Consider the following 18,136-nt stretch of genomic DNA (forward strand, 5'->3'; position numbering starts at 1 on the left):
CAACACAGTGGACGCGAGCAACTGAGGACAAGCCCTCGGCCTATTAGTACCGGTCACCTCCAGCGGTTACCCGCCTTCCAGATCCGGCCTATCAACCCAGTCGTCTACTGGGAGCCTTAACCCCTCAAGGGGGTGGGAACACTCATCTCGAAGCAGGCTTCCCGCTTAGATGCTTTCAGCGGTTATCCCTCCCGAACGTAGCCAACCAGCCATGCCCTTGGCAGAACAACTGGCACACCAGAGGTTCGTCCGTCCCGGTCCTCTCGTACTAGGGACAGCCCTTCTCAATGTTCCTGCGCGCGCAGCGGATAGGGACCGAACTGTCTCACGACGTTCTAAACCCAGCTCGCGTACCGCTTTAATGGGCGAACAGCCCAACCCTTGGGACCGACTCCAGCCCCAGGATGCGACGAGCCGACATCGAGGTGCCAAACCATCCCGTCGATATGGACTCTTGGGGAAGATCAGCCTGTTATCCCCGGGGTACCTTTTATCCGTTGAGCGACGGCGCTTCCACAAGCCACCGCCGGATCACTAGTCCCGACTTTCGTCCCTGCTCGACCCGTCGGTCTCACAGTCAAGCTCCCTTGTGCACTTACACTCAACACCTGATTGCCAACCAGGCTGAGGGAACCTTTGGGCGCCTCCGTTACTCTTTAGGAGGCAACCGCCCCAGTTAAACTACCCATCAGACACTGTCCCTGATCCGGATCACGGACCCAGGTTAGACATCCAGCACGACCAGACTGGTATTTCAACGACGACTCCCCCTGAACTGGCGTCCAGAGTTCACAGTCTCCCAGCTATCCTACACAAGCCGAACCGAACACCAATATCAAACTGTAGTAAAGGTCCCGGGGTCTTTCCGTCCTGCTGCGCGAAACGAGCATCTTTACTCGTAGTGCAATTTCACCGGGCCTATGGTTGAGACAGTCGAGAAGTCGTTACGCCATTCGTGCAGGTCGGAACTTACCCGACAAGGAATTTCGCTACCTTAGGATGGTTATAGTTACCACCGCCGTTTACTGGCGCTTAAGTTCTCAGCTTCGCACACCCGAAAGTGCACTAACCGGTCCCCTTAACGTTCCAGCACCGGGCAGGCGTCAGTCCGTATACATCGCCTTACGGCTTCGCACGGACCTGTGTTTTTAGTAAACAGTCGCTTCTCGCTGGTCTCTGCGGCCACCCCCAGCTCAAGGAGTAAATCCTCTCACCAGTGATGGCCCCCCTTCTCCCGAAGTTACGGGGGCATTTTGCCGAGTTCCTTAACCATAGTTCACCCGAACGCCTCGGTATTCTCTACCTGACCACCTGAGTCGGTTTAGGGTACGGGCCGCCATGAAACTCGCTAGAGGCTTTTCTCGACAGCATAGGATCATCCACTTCACCACAATCGGCTCGGCATCAGGTCTCACCCTTGTGTCATCCGGATTTGCCTAGATGACGGGCTACACCCTTACCCCGGGACAACCACCGCCCGGGATGGACTACCTTCCTGCGTCACCCCATCACTCACCTACTAACCGCTTGGGCCGGCGGCTCCACCACTTTCCATTCCCCGAAGGGTCCGGAACGGCTTCACGGCCTTAGCATCACGATGCTCGATGTTTGACGCTTCACAGCGGGTACCGGAATATCAACCGGTTATCCATCGACTACGCCTGTCGGCCTCGCCTTAGGTCCCGACTTACCCTGGGCAGATCAGCTTGACCCAGGAACCCTTAGTCAATCGGCGCACACGTTTCTCACGTGTGTATCGCTACTCATGCCTGCATTCTCACTCGTGAACCGTCCACCACTAGCTTCCGCTGCGGCTTCACCCGGCACACGACGCTCCCCTACCCATCCCAGCACCCGTTGGGGCTTAATTGCTGAAATGACACGACTTCGGCGGTACGCTTGAGCCCCGCTACATTGTCGGCGCGGAATCACTAGACCAGTGAGCTATTACGCACTCTTTCAAGGGTGGCTGCTTCTAAGCCAACCTCCTGGTTGTCTCTGCGACTCCACATCCTTTCCCACTTAGCGTACGCTTAGGGGCCTTAGTCGATGCTCTGGGCTGTTTCCCTCTCGACCATGGAGCTTATCCCCCACAGTCTCACTGCCGTGCTCTCACTTACCGGCATTCGGAGTTTGGCTAAGGTCAGTAACCCGGTAGGGCCCATCGCCTATCCAGTGCTCTACCTCCGGCAAGAAACACACGACGCTGCACCTAAATGCATTTCGGGGAGAACCAGCTATCACGGAGTTTGATTGGCCTTTCACCCCTAACCACAGGTCATCCCCCAGGTTTTCAACCCTGGTGGGTTCGGTCCTCCACGAAGTCTTACCTCCGCTTCAACCTGCCCATGGCTAGATCACTCCGCTTCGGGTCTTGAGCGCGCTACTATATCGCCCTATTCGGACTCGCTTTCGCTACGGCTTCCCCACACGGGTTAACCTCGCAACACACCGCAAACTCGCAGGCTCATTCTTCAAAAGGCACGCAGTCACGACGCATCAAGTAAACTTGATGCGCGACGCTCCCACGGCTTGTAGGCACACGGTTTCAGGTACTATTTCACTCCGCTCCCGCGGTACTTTTCACCATTCCCTCACGGTACTATCCGCTATCGGTCACCAGGGAATATTTAGGCTTAGCGGGTGGTCCCGCCAGATTCACACGGGATTTCTCGGGCCCCGTGCTACTTGGGTGTCTCTCAAACGAGCCGTTGATGTTTCGACTACGGGGGTCTTACCCTCTACGCCGGACCTTTCGCATGTCCTTCGCCTACATCAACGGTTTCTGACTCGTCTCACAGCCGGCAGACTGTGAAAGAGAGATCCCACAACCCCGTACACGCAACCCCTGCCGGGTCTCACACGTATACGGTTTGGCCTCATCCGGTTTCGCTCGCCACTACTCCCGGAATCACGGTTGTTTTCTCTTCCTGCGGGTACTGAGATGTTTCACTTCCCCGCGTTCCCTCCACTTGCCCTATGTGTTCAGGCAAGGGTGACAGCCCATGACGACTGCCGGGTTTCCCCATTCGGAAACCCCCGGATCAAAGCCTGGTTGACGACTCCCCGGGGACTATCGTGGCCTCCCACGTCCTTCATCGGTTCCTGGTGCCAAGGCATCCACCGTGCGCCCTTAAAAACTTGGCCACAGATGCTCGCGTCCACTGTGCAGTTCTCAAACAACGACCAACCACCCGTCACACACCGCTTACACGATGCTTTACCGGGGTCGGCACTGAAGGCAGCCTCACGGCCGTGCCCTCAGACACCCAACAGCGTGCCCGGCACCATCGCCACTCGTGATCAGCTTTCCACGCCCCGAAGAGCAGTACTCGCAGCCATGAGATGACCGACAGTGCCGAATAATCAACGTTCCACCCTTGAGCAACCAGCACCGGACATTCGCCGATGAACTGGCCTCTGACCGAGCGAACTCGGTTAGAAGTGCTCCTTAGAAAGGAGGTGATCCAGCCGCACCTTCCGGTACGGCTACCTTGTTACGACTTCGTCCCAATCGCCAGTCCCACCTTCGACAGCTCCCTCCCCACAAGGGGGTTGGGCCACCGGCTTCGGGTGTTACCGACTTTCGTGACGTGACGGGCGGTGTGTACAAGGCCCGGGAACGTATTCACCGCAGCAATGCTGATCTGCGATTACTAGCAACTCCGACTTCATGGGGTCGAGTTGCAGACCCCAATCCGAACTGAGACCGGCTTTTTGAGATTCGCTCCACCTCACGGTATCGCAGCTCATTGTACCGGCCATTGTAGCACGTGTGCAGCCCAAGACATAAGGGGCATGATGACTTGACGTCGTCCCCACCTTCCTCCGAGTTGACCCCGGCGGTCTCCTGTGAGTCCCCGTCACCCCGAAGGGCACGCTGGCAACACAGGACAAGGGTTGCGCTCGTTGCGGGACTTAACCCAACATCTCACGACACGAGCTGACGACAGCCATGCACCACCTGTACACCGACCACAAGGGGGGCACTATCTCTAATGCTTTCCGGTGTATGTCAAGCCTTGGTAAGGTTCTTCGCGTTGCGTCGAATTAAGCCACATGCTCCGCTGCTTGTGCGGGCCCCCGTCAATTCCTTTGAGTTTTAGCCTTGCGGCCGTACTCCCCAGGCGGGGAACTTAATGCGTTAGCTGCGGCACCGACGACGTGGAATGTCGCCAACACCTAGTTCCCACCGTTTACGGCGTGGACTACCAGGGTATCTAATCCTGTTCGCTCCCCACGCTTTCGCTCCTCAGCGTCAGTAATGGCCCAGAGATCCGCCTTCGCCACCGGTGTTCCTCCTGATATCTGCGCATTTCACCGCTACACCAGGAATTCCGATCTCCCCTACCACACTCTAGCTAGCCCGTATCGAATGCAGACCCGGGGTTAAGCCCCGGGCTTTCACACCCGACGTGACAAGCCGCCTACGAGCTCTTTACGCCCAATAATTCCGGACAACGCTTGCGCCCTACGTATTACCGCGGCTGCTGGCACGTAGTTAGCCGGCGCTTCTTCTGCAGGTACCGTCACTTGCGCTTCTTCCCTGCTGAAAGAGGTTTACAACCCGAAGGCCGTCATCCCTCACGCGGCGTCGCTGCATCAGGCTTTCGCCCATTGTGCAATATTCCCCACTGCTGCCTCCCGTAGGAGTCTGGGCCGTGTCTCAGTCCCAGTGTGGCCGGTCGCCCTCTCAGGCCGGCTACCCGTCGTCGCCTTGGTGAGCCATTACCTCACCAACAAGCTGATAGGCCGCGGGCTCATCCTGCACCGCCGGAGCTTTTAACCCCCACACATGAGTGCGGGAGTATTATCCGGTATTAGACCCCGTTTCCAGGGCTTGTCCCAGAGTGCAGGGCAGATTGCCCACGTGTTACTCACCCGTTCGCCACTAATCCCCACCGAAGTGGTTCATCGTTCGACTTGCATGTGTTAAGCACGCCGCCAGCGTTCGTCCTGAGCCAGGATCAAACTCTCCGTGAATGTTTTCCCGTAATCGGGAATGACACACACGAGAGCGGAACAGTCAGGCGGAATAAGCCCGACCGTTCACAGCGTCCTCGCTGTATGTTTTCTTCAAAGGAACCTCGCCCCAACCATCGTGATGATGAGCTGGAGACGGGGTATCAACATATCTGGCGTTGATTTTTGGCACGCTGTTGAGTTCTCAAGGAACGGACGCTTCCTTTGTACTCACCCTCTCGGGCTTTCCTCCGGGCTTTTCCCTTCGGTCTTGCGTTTCCGACTCTATCAGACCGTTTCCGGTTCCGATTTCCTCGGTGCTTTCCAGGTTCCCGCTTCCGCGTTTCCCTTTCCGGCGATTCCGACTTTATCAGAAGTTCTGAGTCGGATTTTCCGGCCCCTTCGGGAGTGGCTCCCGTACACGCGAAGTGTCCGGGTTCCCCCTCAGGCGGAGCCGTAAACGTACTGGAGCGGGCCACCTCGATGCAAATCGAGGTGGCCCGCTCCAGGTTCACGCGTACGAGGGGTCGTACGACGGTCAGACCTCCACGACGACCGGGAGGATCATCGGCCTGCGCCGATAGTTGTCGGAGACCCACTTGCCCAGCGTGCGGCGGATCAGTTGCTGCAGCTGGTGGGGTTCCACGACGCCGTCCTGGGCCGAGCGCTCCAGGACCTCCGTGATCCTCGGGACCACGTCCACGAAGGCGGAGTCGTCGATGCCGGAGCCGCGGGCCTGGATGTGCGGGCCGCCCGTGATCTTGCCGGTGGAGGAGTCCACGACGAGGAAGACCGAGATGATGCCCTCGTCCCCCAGGATCCTGCGGTCCTTCAGCGCCGGCTCGCCGACATCGCCGACCGAGAGGCCGTCGACGTAGACGTAACCCGCCTGGACCTTGCCCGAGATCTTGGCCTTGCCCTCGATGAGGTCGACGACCACGCCGTCCTCGGCGATGACGATGCGGTCGTGCGGGACGCCTGTCATGGCGCCCAGTTCGGCGTTGGCCCGTAGGTGGCGCCATTCGCCGTGGACCGGCATCAGGTTCTTCGGCTTGCAGATGTTGTAGAAGTACAGCAGCTCGCCGGCCGAGGCGTGTCCGGAGACGTGGACCTTGGCGTTGCCCTTGTGGACGACGTTGGCGCCCCAGCGGGTGAGGCCGTTGATGACCCGGTAGACCGCGTTCTCGTTGCCCGGGATGAGCGACGAGGCCAGGATCACCGTGTCGCCCGCGACGATGCGGATCTGGTGGTCGCGGTTGGCCATGCGGGACAGGGCGGCCATCGGTTCGCCCTGCGAGCCCGTGCAGACCAGGACGACCTGGCTGTCCGGGAGGTCGTCGAGTGTCTTGACGTCCACCACCAGGCCCGGCGGGACCTTGAGATAGCCGAGGTCACGGGCGATGCCCATGTTCCGGACCATCGAGCGGCCGACGAAGGCGACCCTGCGGCCGTGCTCGTGCGCCGTGTCCAGGACCTGCTGGATGCGGTGGACGTGGCTGGCGAAGCTCGCCACGATGATCCGCTTGCGGGCGTTGCCGAAGACCTGCCGCAGGACGTTCGAGATGTCTCGCTCGGGCGGGACGAAGCCCGGGACCTCGGCGTTCGTCGAGTCGGCGAGGAGCAGGTCGATGCCCTCCTCGCTGAGCCGGGCGAACGCGTGTAGATCCGTGAGACGACCGTCCAGCGGGAGCTGGTCCATCTTGAAGTCGCCGGTGTGGACGACCATGCCCGCGGGCGTGCGGATGGCGACCGCCAGCGCGTCCGGGATCGAGTGGTTGACCGCGACGAACTCGCAGTCGAAGGGGCCGATGCGCTCGCGGTGCCCCTCGGCGACCTCCAGCGTGTACGGCCGGATGCGGTGCTCCTGGAGCTTCGCCTCGATGAGGGCGAGGGTCAGCTTGGAACCGATCAGCGGAATGTCCGCCTTCTCACGAAGGAGGTACGGGACTGCGCCGATGTGGTCCTCGTGGCCATGTGTGAGGACGATGCCGTCGATGTCGTCGAGGCGGTCCCTGATGGACGTGAAGTCCGGCAGGATCAGGTCGATCCCGGGCTGCTCCTCCTCAGGGAAGAGCACGCCGCAGTCGACGATGAGCAGACGGCCGCCGTATTCGAAGACCGTCATGTTTCGGCCGATTTCCCCGAGGCCACCGAGCGGGGTGACCCTCAGGCCGCCTTCGGGGAGCTTGGGCGGCGGGGCGAGTTCAGGATGCGGATGACTCAAAAGACTCTCCTACCCATGCGCGCCACGTACCTGTGGGCACGTGGCGCGCATGACGTTCGTGCAAAAGCAGTTATCGGATGTGGGGTGCGGGCGCCGAAGCCCCGCGTATTCAGTTGTGAAGTCCGTTGTCAGAGCTGTACCCCGCCGGCGGCAAGATCGATCTTGAGCTGGGCGATCTCCTCGGGCGAGCACTCGACCATCGGTGAGCGCAGCGGTCCGGCGGGCAGTCCCTGGAGGGTGAGCGCGGCCTTGGTGGTCATGACGCCCTGGGTGCGGAACATGCCGGTGTAGACGGGGAGCAGCTTCTGGTGGATCTCGGTGGCCTTCTGGACGTCACCGGAGACGTACGCCTCCACCAGGGTGCGCAGCTCGGGTGTGACCACATGGCCGACGACCGAGACGAAGCCGACCGCGCCCACGGAGAGCAGCGGCAGGTTCAGCATGTCGTCGCCGGAGTACCAGGCCAGGCCGGTCCGGGCGATGGCCCAGCTGGCGCGGCCGAGGTCTCCCTTGGCGTCCTTGTTGGCGACGATCCGCGGGTGCTCGGCGAGTCGGACCAGTGTCTCGGTGCCGATCGGGACGCCGCTGCGGCCGGGGATGTCGTAGAGCATGACCGGCAGTTCGGCGGCGTCGGCGACGGCCGTGAAGTGTCGGTAGAGGCCCTCCTGCGGGGGCTTGTTGTAGTACGGCGTGACGACGAGCAGGCCGTGTGCGCCGGTGCGTTCGGCCGTGCGGGCGAGTTCGACGCTGTGGTGGGTGTCGTTCGTGCCGACGCCGGCGATGACGTGGGCGCGGTCTCCGACCGCTTCCAGTACGGCTCGTACGAGATCCGTTTTCTCCGCGTCGCTGGTGGTCGGGGACTCACCGGTGGTGCCGTTGATGATCAGGCCGTCGTTGCCTGCGTCCACCAGGTGGGTAGCGAGCCGCTGAGCGCCGTCGAGGTCGAGTGCGCCGTCCGCCGTGAAGGGCGTGACCATGGCGGTGAGGACCCGCCCGAAGGGGGTCTGCGGAGTGGAGGTCGGAGCCATGGGTAACACGCTACTCGCTGCTCAATGCGGGGTCTGCCTTAGGGGCAGGCGACAAGTCGTGACAAATATGGAGCCCGGCACTGCCTGCTCGGGGGTTCAAGCAGTGCCGGGTCCGTTTGATCAGGCTAGATGAACTTCTCCAAATGCCGCAATACGGACACTTCGCGCGGCCCATCCGTACATGTGTGCCCGACCGGCAAACAGAGGTGCGCTACGGGGCGACACGACCGTTGGCATTGAAGGCGGCGTAGGTGAGCGGCATGAGCTTGGCCCACTGCTCCTCCATCTTCTCGCCGACCATCTCGATCTCCCGCTGCGGGAAGGACGGGACCTTGGCCAACTCGTGCTGCGTGCGCAGGCCGAGGAAGTGCATCAGCGAGCGTGCGTTACACGTGGCGTACATCGAGGAGAAGAGGCCTACGGGGAGCACCGCGCGGGCGACCTCGCGGGCGACGCCGGCTGCGAGCATCTCCTGGTACGCCTCGTACGACTGGCGGTACGAGTCCTCCATGGCGCGGCCGACCAGCTCCTGCTGGGCCTCGGTGCCCTCCACGAAGACGTACTTGCCCGGGCGGCCCTCCTGGACCAGCTTGCGGGACTCCCCGGGGACGTAGAAGACCGGCTGGAGCTCCCGGTACCTTCCCGATTCCTCGTTGTACGACCAGCCCACCCGGTGCCGCATGAACTCGCGGAAGACCAGGATCGGGGCGCTGATGAAGAACGTCATCGAGTTGTGCTCGAAGGGGCTGCCGTGCCGGTCCCGCATCAGGTAGTTGATCAGACCCTTGGAGCGCTCGGGGTCCTTGCCCATCTCGTCCAGGGACTGCTCGCCGATCGTCGAGACGCGGGCGGCGAAGAGCACGTCCGCGTCGGACGCGGTGTGCTTGACCAGCTCGACGGTCACGTCACTGCGGAAGCTGGGCTTGAGGTCGTCGGCGGGAGTGTCGGTCACGGCTCGGAGGGTCCTTCCATCACGTCTCTCGGGCGGCGCCCACTCTACGGCCCGGCACTGACATCGGGGCGTTCGGTGCCGTGCCGCGACATTCATTGGCGAACTTCTGCGAATTCGGTGAAACAGGGCACCAATTGGGGCGTTCGCTCGTCTGTCTTGGTGAGAGCCACCCGTTCGATCCCGATTCGACCCCAGAGGGGAGAAGCACCACCGATGTTCCGTCGGCGCGAACCTGTTCCGTTCGCCTTCATCGCCGAGACCGACCGCTTCCGCAGCAATGTCGCACCGCCGCCACGTGAGCGTGCGTCCGCCGGTCAGATAGCCGGGCGTTGGCTCCTGGGCCTCACCATCATCGCCGGAATCGTGGGCTCCGTGGTCCTCGGGATGCCGGCGCTGTCCCAGAACAGCCTCTCGACACAGAACCAGCAGTCCCAGGCCGCCGACAATCGCTGACCTGGCGCGCGGCCGTACAGCTGACCATGACTCATCCGGACCCCCAACGGTGGTGAGCGGGAACACGGCCGGATAGCCTCACCGGGCACAGCCCACGCATGGATTCAGTGAGGACACCAGCCGTGCCCCTGCCCTTCCTTACGGCCGACCGCGCATTCGAGGCCGCGGACGAGCTCGCGCTGCCGTTCGACGACCGCGACCGCTGGCGGCGCCCCTACCGGCCCGGACCGTGGCGGGTGGCGGTGGCGGCGCTCGTGCTGCTGCTCGCGTCGTACGTGCTGTTCGCCGCGGTCATCATCGCGTTGACCGGTTCGCGGTCCGAGGCCGCGGTGATCCTCGGTATCGCGGTGGCCGTCATCCTCTGTGCCCTGCGGCTGCTGCGCATGGGCGTGTGGGTGAGCGCGCGCGGGCTGCGCCGGGTGCGGTTCCTCTTCACCCTCACGGTGCGGTGGGACCGGGTGGTCGCCGTGCGCACGGTGCAGCAGCCGGTGCGCTGGCTGGGACTGCCGCGCACGGTGCAGGGACAGGCGCTGCTCCTCGTACGGAAGGACCGTGCTCCGGAGGACGTGACCGCGCTGCTGACCACGCACGACATCGACTTCGTGGCGCGTGCCTCCTCCTTCGACCGGGCCGCGGACTCGGTCGAGGTGTGGTCCGACGAGTACCGGCGGAGCTGACCGCCCGACAGCAGCAGTAAGCCGAGCAGTCGTATGCCGAAGGGGCCGGTCCGCGGTGAGTGCGGGTCGGCCCCTTCGGCATACGGGCGTTCAGGCCTGGACGGGGCGGCCGTCGTGCAGGGCGATCGCGCGTTGCATCGCCTTGCGGGCGCGCGGGGTGTCGCGGGCGTCGTGGTAGGCGACGGCGAGGCGGAACCAACTGCGCCAGTCGTCGGGGGCGTCCTCCGTCTCCGCCTTGCGCTTGGCGAAGACCTCGTCGGCGGAGTCGCGGTCGATACGGCCGCCGGCGGTGCGCCTCAACTCGTCGACGGGCAGGCCGCCTTCGGCGTCGAGTTCGGCGGCGAGCTTGTTGGCGTCGCGGACGAACTGGGTGTTCTTCCAGAGGAACCAGATGCCGATCACCGGCAGGATCAGGACCGCGATCCCGAAGGTGACCGTGATGAGCGTGCCCGACTGTATGAGCATGACGCCGCGGCTGCCGACCAGGACGAAGTAGAAGACCAGGACGGCGGCCGTGACGGCGTAGGTGACTTTGGCGCGCATGTCAGCCGAGGTCCAGGAAGTGCTCCAGGCCGAAGGTGAGGCCCGGGGTCGTCACCACGCGGCGGGCGCCGAGCAGGATGCCCGGCATGAAGCTGCTGTGGTGGAGCGAATCGTGGCGGACGGTCAGCGTCTCGCCCTCGCCGCCCAGCAGGACCTCCTGGTGGGCCAGCAGGCCGCGCAGCCGGACGGCGTGCACGGGGATGCCGTCGACGTTCGCACCACGCGCGCCGTCCAGGGGGGTGGTCGTGGCGTCCGGCGCGGGGGCCGAGCCCGCCTTGGCCCGCGCCTCCGCGATGAGCTGGGCCGTGCGGGTCGCGGTGCCGCTGGGGGCATCCACCTTGTTCGGGTGGTGCAGTTCGATGACCTCGACCGACTCGAAGTAGGGCGCGGCGATCTGCGCGAACTTCATGGTGAGCACGGCGCCGATGGAGAAGTTGGGCGCGATGAGGACGCCCGTCTCCGGCGACTTCGCCAACCAGCCGTTCAGCTGCGCGAGGCGTTCGTCGGTCCAGCCCGTCGTACCGACGACGGCGTGGATGCCGTGCCGTACGCAGAAGTCGAGGTTGTCCATCACCGAGGCGGGCGTGGTCAGTTCGACCGCGACCTGGGCGCCCGAAGCCGTGAGCGCCTCCAGGGTGTCGCCCCGGCCCAGGGCGGCCACCAGTTCCATGTCCTCGGCGGCCTCGACGGCTCGTACCGCCTCGGCGCCGATGCGGCCCTTGGCACCGAGGACCGCCACGCGCAGCTTGCTCATCGTTCTTGCTTCCTTACCGGATACGGGTTCCGACGGCGGGTGTTAAGCGACGGCGTCGTGCAGCCGGGCCGCCTGCTTGTCCTTGAGCGGGCCGATGACCGCCAGCGAGGGCCGCTGTCCCAGGATCTCGCGGGCGACCTCGCGGACCTCGTCCGGGGTGACCGCCGCGATCCGGGCCAGCAGGTCGTCGACGGACATCTGCTCGCCCCAGCACAGCTCGCTCTTGCCGATGCGGTTCATCAGCGCGCCCGTGTCTTCGAGGCCCAGGACGGTGGAGCCCTGGAGCTGGCCGACGGCGCGGCCGATCTCGTCGTCGGACAGGCCGTGTTCGGCGACCTGGTCGAGTTCGTCGCGGCAGATCTTCAGCACGTCGTGGACCTGCGAGGGCCGGCAGCCGGCGTAGACGCCGAAGAGGCCGCAGTCGGCGAAGCCGGACGTGTACGAGTACACGCTGTAGGCCAGGCCGCGCTTCTCCCGGACCTCCTGGAAGAGGCGGGAGGACATGCCGCCGCCGAGGGCCGTGTTGAGGACACCCAGTGCCCAGCGGCGCTCGTCGGTGCGGGCCAGGCCCGGCATGCCGAGGACGACGTGCGCCTGCTCGGTCTTGCGGCCGATCAGCTCGACCTTGCCGGTGGAGCGCAGCACGCGGCGGCCCTCGCGCGGGGCGATGGGTGCCGCCTCGGGGGTGCGGAAGGCGCCCGCCTTGTCGAAGGCCGCGCGGACCTGTCGTACGACCTTGTCGTGGTCGATGTTGCCGGCCGCGGCGACCACGAGGTGGGTCGGGTCGTAGTGCTTCTTGTAGAAGCGGCGGATGCGGTCCGCGGTGAGGGCGTTGACGGTGTCGACCGTGCCGAGGACGGGACGGCCGAGGGGGTTGTCGCCGAACATCGTGCGCGCGAACAGGTCGTGCACGCAGTCGCCCGGGTCGTCCTCCGTCATGGCGATCTCTTCGAGGATGGCGCCGCGCTCGACGTTGACGTCGTCCTCACGGATGAGGGAACCGGTCAGCATGTCGCAGACCACGTCGATGGCGAGCGGCAGGTCGGTGTCGAGCACGCGCGCGTAGTAGCACGTGTACTCCTTCGCCGTGAACGCGTTCATCTCGCCGCCGACCGCGTCGATCGCGGAGGAGATGTCCAGGGCGCTGCGCTTGTGCGTGCCCTTGAAGAGGAGGTGCTCCAGGTAGTGCGTGGCGCCGTTCAGGGACGGTGTCTCGTCGCGGGAGCCCACGTGTGCCCAGATGCCGAAGGTCGCGGAGCGGACCGAGGGCAGCGTCTCGGTGACGATGCGCAGGCCGCCCGGGAGGGTGGTCTTACGGACCGTGCCGATGCCGTTGGTGCCCTGGATGAGGGTTTGGGTACGGGCGACGGCCCGCGCCTCCGAGGAGGTGCGGGCCGTCGTCGTGGAGCTGGTCGACGTCACTTGTCGTCGTCGTCCTTCTTGTCGTCCTCGGCGTTCTCTTCACCCTCGATGACGGGGATGAGGGAGAGCTTGCCGCGGGAGTCGATCTCGGCGATCTCGACCTGGACCTTCTGGCCCACGCCGACCACGTCCTCGACGTTCTCCACGCGCTTGCCACCGGCGAGCTTGCGGATCTGCGAGATGTGCAGCAGACCGTCCTTGCCCGGGAGCAGCGACACGAACGCGCCGAAGGTGGTGGTCTTGACGACCGTACCCAGGTAGCGCTCGCCGACCTCCGGCATGGTCGGGTTGGCGATGCCGTTGATCACTGCGCGAGCGGCCTCGGCCTGCGAGCCCTGCGCGGCACCGATGTAGATGGTGCCGTCGTCCTCGATCGTGATGTCGGCGCCGGTGTCCTCCTGGATCTGGTTGATCATCTTGCCCTTCGGGCCGATGACCTCGCCGATCTTGTCCACGGGGATCTTGACGGTGATGATCCGCGGGGCGTTCGGGGACATCTCGTCCGGCGTGTCGATCGCTTCCATCATCACGTCGAGGATGTGGAGGCGGGCGTCACGGGCCTGCTTGAGGGCGGCGGCCAGGACGGAGGCGGGGATGCCGTCCAGCTTGGTGTCGAGCTGGAGGGCGGTGACGAACTCCTTGGTGCCGGCGACCTTGAAGTCCATGTCGCCGAAGGCGTCCTCCGCACCGAGGATGTCGGTGAGGGCGACGTAGTGCGTCTCGCCGTTGATCTCCTGGGAGATCAGGCCCATGGCGATACCGGCGACGGGGGCCTTGAGGGGCACACCGGCGTTCAGCAGCGACATGGTGGAGGCGCAGACCGAGCCCATGGACGTCGAGCCGTTCGAGCCGAGGGCCTCGGAGACCTGACGGATCGCGTAGGGGAACTCCTCGCGCGTCGGGAGGACCGGCACGATCGCGCGCTCGGCGAGCGCGCCGTGGCCGATCTCGCGGCGCTTCGGGGAGCCGACGCGGCCGGTCTCGCCGACGGAGTACGGCGGGAAGTTGTAGTTGTGCATGTAGCGCTTGCGGGTCACCGGGGAGAGGGTGTCCAGCTGCTGCTCCATGCGGAGCATGTTGAGGGTGGTGACGCCCAGGATCTGGGTCTCGCCACGCTCGAACAGCGCGGATCCGTGCACGCGCGGGATGGCCTCGACCTCGGCGGCGAGCGTACGGATGTCCGTGACGCCGCGGCCGTCGATGCGGACCTTGTCCTTGATGACGCGCTCGCGCACCAGGGACTTGGTCAGCGAGCGGTAGGCACCGGAGATCTCCTTCTCGCGACCCTCGAACTGCGGGAGCAGCTTCTCGGCGGCGATCTCCTTGATGCGGTCCAGCTCGGCCTCGCGCTCCTGCTTGCCGGCGATGGTGAGCGCCTGGGAGAGCTCGCTCTTGACCGCGGCGGTCAGGGCCTCCAGGACGTCGTCCTGGTAGTCGAGGAAGACCGGGAACTCGCCGGTCGGCTTGGCGGCCTTCGCGGCGAGGTCGGCCTGGGCCTTGCAGAGCACCTTGATGAAGGGCTTCGCGGCGTCCAGACCGGAGGCGACGACCTCCTCGGTCGGCGCCTCGGCGCCGCCCGCGATCAGCTGGATGGTCTTCTCGGTTGCCTCGGCCTCGACCATCATGATCGCGACGTCGCCGTCCTCCAGGACGCGGCCGGCGACGACCATGTCGAAGACGGCGTCCTCAAGCTCGGTGTGCGTCGGGAACGCGACCCACTGGCCGTTGATCAGCGCGACGCGGACGCCGCCGATCGGGCCGGAGAAGGGCAGACCGGCCAGCTGCGTGGACGCGGAGGCGGCGTTGATCGCCACGACGTCGTACAGGTGGTCGGGGTTGAGGGCCATGATCGTGGCGACGACCTGGATCTCGTTGCGCAGGCCCTTCTTGAAGGACGGGCGCAGCGGGCGGTCGATCAGGCGGCAGGTGAGGATGGCGTCCTCGGAGGGACGGCCCTCGCGGCGGAAGAAGCTGCCGGGGATCTTGCCGGCGGCGTACATCCGCTCCTCGACGTCCACCGTGAGGGGGAAGAAGTCGAGATTGTCCTTGGGCTTCTTGGAGGCGGTGGTGGCCGACAACACCATGGTGTCGTCGTCCAAGTACGCCACGGCGGAGCCGGCGGCCTGCCTGGCCAGCCTGCCCGTCTCGAAGCGGATGGTGCGGGTGCCGAAAGTGCCGTTGTCAATGACGGCCTCGGCGTAGTGGGTCTCGTTCTCCACTAGCGTTTTCTCCGTTACTTGTCGTCTTTCGTCCCTCCCCGCCCGTGTGGCGGGGGGACGGTGGCGGAGAAGCGCTGTCTGGTGCGGGCCGGTCTTCGATCGAAGCACCCGGGGCTTTCCTGCCCGGGGGCCACTACCGAGGACCGGCGGCTGCGAGGCGCGCTTCTCCTCTTCGTGGTCGTGCTCTGTCGCACGGGGTCGTGCTGGGTCGTACGTCCTGCGTCTCACATCGTGCGTTGTGCTACCACACTACAAAGCGTGAGTGACACTCCGCACGTTTCCGCACGTACGGGCAATCCGCACATACGGCAAAGGGAGCGGCTCCCGATCGTTTCGGGAACCGCTCCCCTTCACGGCGTCTTACTTGGCGCCCGCCGCACCGCGGCGGATGCCCAGGCGGTCCACCAGCGCACGGAAGCGCTGGATGTCCTTCTTGGCCAGGTACTGGAGCAGCCGGCGGCGCTGACCGACCAGGATCAGCAGACCACGACGGGAGTGGTGGTCGTGCTTGTGGGTCTTGAGGTGCTCGGTCAGGTCCGAGATACGGCGCGAGAGCATGGCGACCTGGACCTCGGGGGAGCCGGTGTCGCCCTCCTTCTGACCGAACTCGGTGATGAGCTGCTTCTTCGTAGCGGCGTCGAGCGACACGCGTACTCCTCGTAGTCTGAGATGTGCCACCGAGTGCCCCTGGTCCACTTCTCAGGGGAGCTTCCGTAACTCGGGAGGCGGGATCCGTAGGGCGCTGCCTCCGGAGCGGTGAGCTCCAAGGGTGCGTACACAAACGGCCGCTACACAGCGTACCAGCCTGGGGGGATGCCTCGGTCCAGGTCTGTGAAGGGCCCTGACCGGGGCGGATACGGCCACTAGGGTGATCTGCGTCTACACGTGGATCGCAGATCACGTCGGTTCGTCGGGAAGGGGTCGCTTCGCCATGGCGGAGACGGAGCAGGAGATCAAGGCACGCAAGGAGCGGGAGCGGGACGAGCTGTACGCCCTCGACATCTCGGGTGTCGAGTGGCGCAGCGCGCCGGGCACGGAGGACCACGAGGAGCGCGTCGAGATCGCCGACCTGCCCGACGGCGCGGTGGCCATGCGCTCGTCGCTCGACCCGGACACCGTGCTGCGGTACACGGAGGCGGAGTGGACCGCCTTCGTGCTGGGCGCGCGGGACGGGGAGTTCGATCTGGAGCCGGCTCCGGAGGAGCAGCAGCAGTAGTCGCAGTGGTCGTACGGTCGTACGCGGGAAGAAGGGGCGGCACGCGCACGCGTACCGCCCCTTTTGCCGTCGTCGCATCGTGCCGTCACTGCTTCGTGGCGCTGCTCCCGATGCCCAGGACCAGCCAGATCCACGCCTTGCCGCTGCTGGGGCCGTCCGCCGCGTGGGCCGCGAAGTACAGCCGGCCGTCCTGGACGACGATGTCGTTCGCGTCCAGGGTCGTGAGGGTGTCGGCGTCCGACGGCACCCCGAAGTAGAGGTACGGGGTCTCCTTGCCGGTCTTCGGGTCGAGGCCGACGAGTGCCGACGGCGAGATACGGTCGTCGCTCATCCGCAGCGCGAGGAGCCGGCCGCCGCTCACGCGCAGCGGGTACAGCAGGGAGTTGGGCCCGGACTCGAACTTCTCCGTCGTCCTCCCGGTCGCCAGGTCGAAGCCGATGACCCAGTTCGAGGTGTGCGGGGCGCCCGCCTCCTTGCTCCGGACGAAGACCTGGCCGAGGCCGACGGCGATCGTCTGGCAGTCGTCGACGACCAGGTAGTCGACCGCGTCGGAGCAGTCGCCGACGTAGTTGCCGCTGGTCAGGCCGATCGTGGCGCGCACCGTGCCCCGGTCGTCCAGGGAGAGCAGCTCGGTGAAGCCCGTCTCCCCCGCCGAGATCGCCACGACGGGCGGATCGCTCGACGGCAGTTCGAGATCCCGCAGGCCCTTGGTCCCGGCGTACGTCCACTTCTCCTTGCCGGTGCCGGGGTCGACCTTGCGCACCTTGTAGGTGATCGTCTGCCAGGAGGCGGCGGTCGTGCTGTCGTCCCAGCACTCAAGACGGACCAGCAGGGCGCGTCCGCCCGCGGCCCCCATGTCCTGGCACGAGCCGGACTCCGTCGTACGCCAGGTCCGCTCGCCCGAGTCCATGTCGTACGCGTCCGTGCCGCCGCCCCAGGTGACGGCCACGGTGGCGTGGGTCAGGGTGACGCTCGGGGTGTCCTGGGTGGCGCCGTCCGTCGGGGTGCCCGGTTCGTCGCCGATCGTGGAGACGGGGAACTCGTGCTCCCAGATCCGCTTGCCGTCGTCGAGGTCGAAGAAGGCGACGTGGTTGCAGAGGGACGCCTTGTCCTTGCCGTCCCTGAAGACCACGGCCGTACGGTCCTCGCCGGTCACACGGCGGGTGTAGCCGCAGATCGGGCCGGCCAGGCGGAGTTTCCACACCTCGTCGCCCGGAGTGGCGTCGGTGCCCGTCCTGAAGCCGACCAGGGTCTGGTTGATGCCTTTGGCGAGGATCTTGTCGGTGGCCCAGGTACCGGGCATCTCGGTGTGCTCGCCGGCGACCGCGTCGTCGGTCGAGAAGCGGAAGGCCATGTCGCCGGTGGTGGTGGCGGGCTTCTTCTCGACCGTGTCCCGGACGTCGAGGCGTCCCGGGCTCGCCGCGGGGGCGTTGTCGGTCGTCGCCCTCGTCTTGTCGTCGCCCCTGACCGCCAGCAGGCCGGCCGTGCCCGCGGCGGCCACGAGGACGACCGCGAGCAGCCCGAGCAGTCTGTTCCGGCGGCGCTTCTTGTGCTGGTCGTTCTGGGTGAGGACGGAGTGGGTGTATTGGGAGGGGGGTGGGCCGAAGCTCACGCGGGCGGATCCTTTCGGCGCCTTTTCATCGGCAGTGCGTCGTCTTCACCGGTAGTGCGTCGTCGTACGTCTGC

Annotated in this window: 12 protein-coding genes and 2 rRNA genes; 3 read left to right on the forward strand and 11 right to left on the reverse strand. The window is 65.2% G+C overall.

The features are described 5' to 3' along the window. Positions 1 to 23 precede the first annotated feature (23 nt). The 5 genes from OG194_RS12160 to thyX all read right to left on the reverse strand — a co-directional run bounded on the left by OG194_RS12160 (position 24) and on the right by thyX (position 9,166). A 23S ribosomal RNA gene (locus tag OG194_RS12160) occupies positions 24 to 3,147 on the reverse strand. Positions 3,148 to 3,455: 308 nt separating this feature from the next. After that, positions 3,456 to 4,983, reverse strand: a 16S ribosomal RNA gene (locus OG194_RS12165). Together the 16S and 23S rRNA genes form the textbook arrangement of a ribosomal RNA operon. A gap of 517 nt (positions 4,984 to 5,500) precedes the next feature. After that, a complete protein-coding gene (locus OG194_RS12170; RefSeq protein ID WP_327400888.1) occupies positions 5,501 to 7,186 on the reverse strand; it encodes a ribonuclease J in 1,686 nt (561 codons plus the stop codon). 128 nt (positions 7,187 to 7,314) lie between these two features. Next, positions 7,315 to 8,214 carry a 4-hydroxy-tetrahydrodipicolinate synthase gene (dapA, locus tag OG194_RS12175; RefSeq protein ID WP_019064795.1) on the reverse strand — a complete coding sequence of 300 codons (900 nt, stop codon included), beginning with the start codon at positions 8,212 to 8,214 and terminating at the stop codon, positions 7,315 to 7,317. Between the two features lie 211 nt (positions 8,215 to 8,425). Continuing rightward, the gene (gene thyX / locus OG194_RS12180; RefSeq protein WP_033284978.1) at positions 8,426 to 9,166 is read right to left on the reverse strand and encodes an FAD-dependent thymidylate synthase; all 741 of its coding nucleotides are present in this window, start codon (positions 9,164 to 9,166) and stop codon (positions 8,426 to 8,428) included. 213 nt (positions 9,167 to 9,379) lie between these two features. Here thyX and OG194_RS12185 point away from each other — a divergent pair, with 213 nt between their 5' ends. Continuing rightward, positions 9,380 to 9,619 carry a hypothetical protein gene (locus OG194_RS12185; RefSeq protein WP_327400889.1) on the forward strand — a complete coding sequence of 80 codons (240 nt, stop codon included), beginning with the start codon at positions 9,380 to 9,382 and terminating at the stop codon, positions 9,617 to 9,619. Between the two features lie 122 nt (positions 9,620 to 9,741). Continuing rightward, on the forward strand, positions 9,742 to 10,296 hold the full coding sequence (locus OG194_RS12190; RefSeq protein ID WP_327400890.1) for a hypothetical protein: 555 nt from the start codon (positions 9,742 to 9,744) through the stop codon (positions 10,294 to 10,296). A gap of 90 nt (positions 10,297 to 10,386) precedes the next feature. On the opposite strand, the gene OG194_RS12195 is transcribed toward OG194_RS12190, so the two are convergent. The 5 genes from OG194_RS12195 to rpsO form a co-directional block, all read right to left on the reverse strand. Next, positions 10,387 to 10,839, reverse strand: a complete 453-nt coding sequence (locus tag OG194_RS12195) for a hypothetical protein (protein ID WP_327400891.1) — start codon at positions 10,837 to 10,839, stop codon at positions 10,387 to 10,389. Position 10,840: 1 nt separating this feature from the next. After that, complete coding sequence (gene dapB / locus OG194_RS12200) at positions 10,841 to 11,593, reverse strand: 4-hydroxy-tetrahydrodipicolinate reductase (protein ID WP_327400892.1); 753 nt, start codon at positions 11,591 to 11,593, stop codon at positions 10,841 to 10,843. 42 nt (positions 11,594 to 11,635) lie between these two features. After that, positions 11,636 to 13,015: a M16 family metallopeptidase gene (locus tag OG194_RS12205; RefSeq protein ID WP_327400893.1), complete on the reverse strand. Its 1,380-nt coding sequence runs from the start codon at positions 13,013 to 13,015 to the stop codon at positions 11,636 to 11,638. Continuing rightward, a complete protein-coding gene (locus OG194_RS12210) occupies positions 13,012 to 15,234 on the reverse strand; it encodes a polyribonucleotide nucleotidyltransferase (RefSeq protein ID WP_327400894.1) in 2,223 nt (740 codons plus the stop codon). Before OG194_RS12210 ends, OG194_RS12205 begins: the two co-directional genes overlap by 4 nt. A gap of 360 nt (positions 15,235 to 15,594) precedes the next feature. Then, a complete protein-coding gene (gene rpsO, locus OG194_RS12215) occupies positions 15,595 to 15,882 on the reverse strand; it encodes a 30S ribosomal protein S15 (RefSeq protein WP_019075416.1) in 288 nt (95 codons plus the stop codon). 283 nt (positions 15,883 to 16,165) lie between these two features. On the opposite strand from rpsO, the gene OG194_RS12220 reads away from it, so the two are divergent. After that, the gene (locus OG194_RS12220) at positions 16,166 to 16,450 is read left to right on the forward strand and encodes a DUF397 domain-containing protein (RefSeq protein ID WP_327400896.1); all 285 of its coding nucleotides are present in this window, start codon (positions 16,166 to 16,168) and stop codon (positions 16,448 to 16,450) included. Between the two features lie 85 nt (positions 16,451 to 16,535). Here OG194_RS12220 and OG194_RS12225 read toward each other — a convergent pair whose 3' ends face one another. After that, on the reverse strand, positions 16,536 to 18,062 hold the full coding sequence (locus OG194_RS12225) for an outer membrane protein assembly factor BamB family protein (protein WP_327400897.1): 1,527 nt from the start codon (positions 18,060 to 18,062) through the stop codon (positions 16,536 to 16,538). Positions 18,063 to 18,136: the final 74 nt, after the last annotated feature.

This window comes from Streptomyces sp. NBC_01288, from assembly GCF_035982055.1.
Lineage (GTDB): Bacteria > Actinomycetota > Actinomycetes > Streptomycetales > Streptomycetaceae > Streptomyces.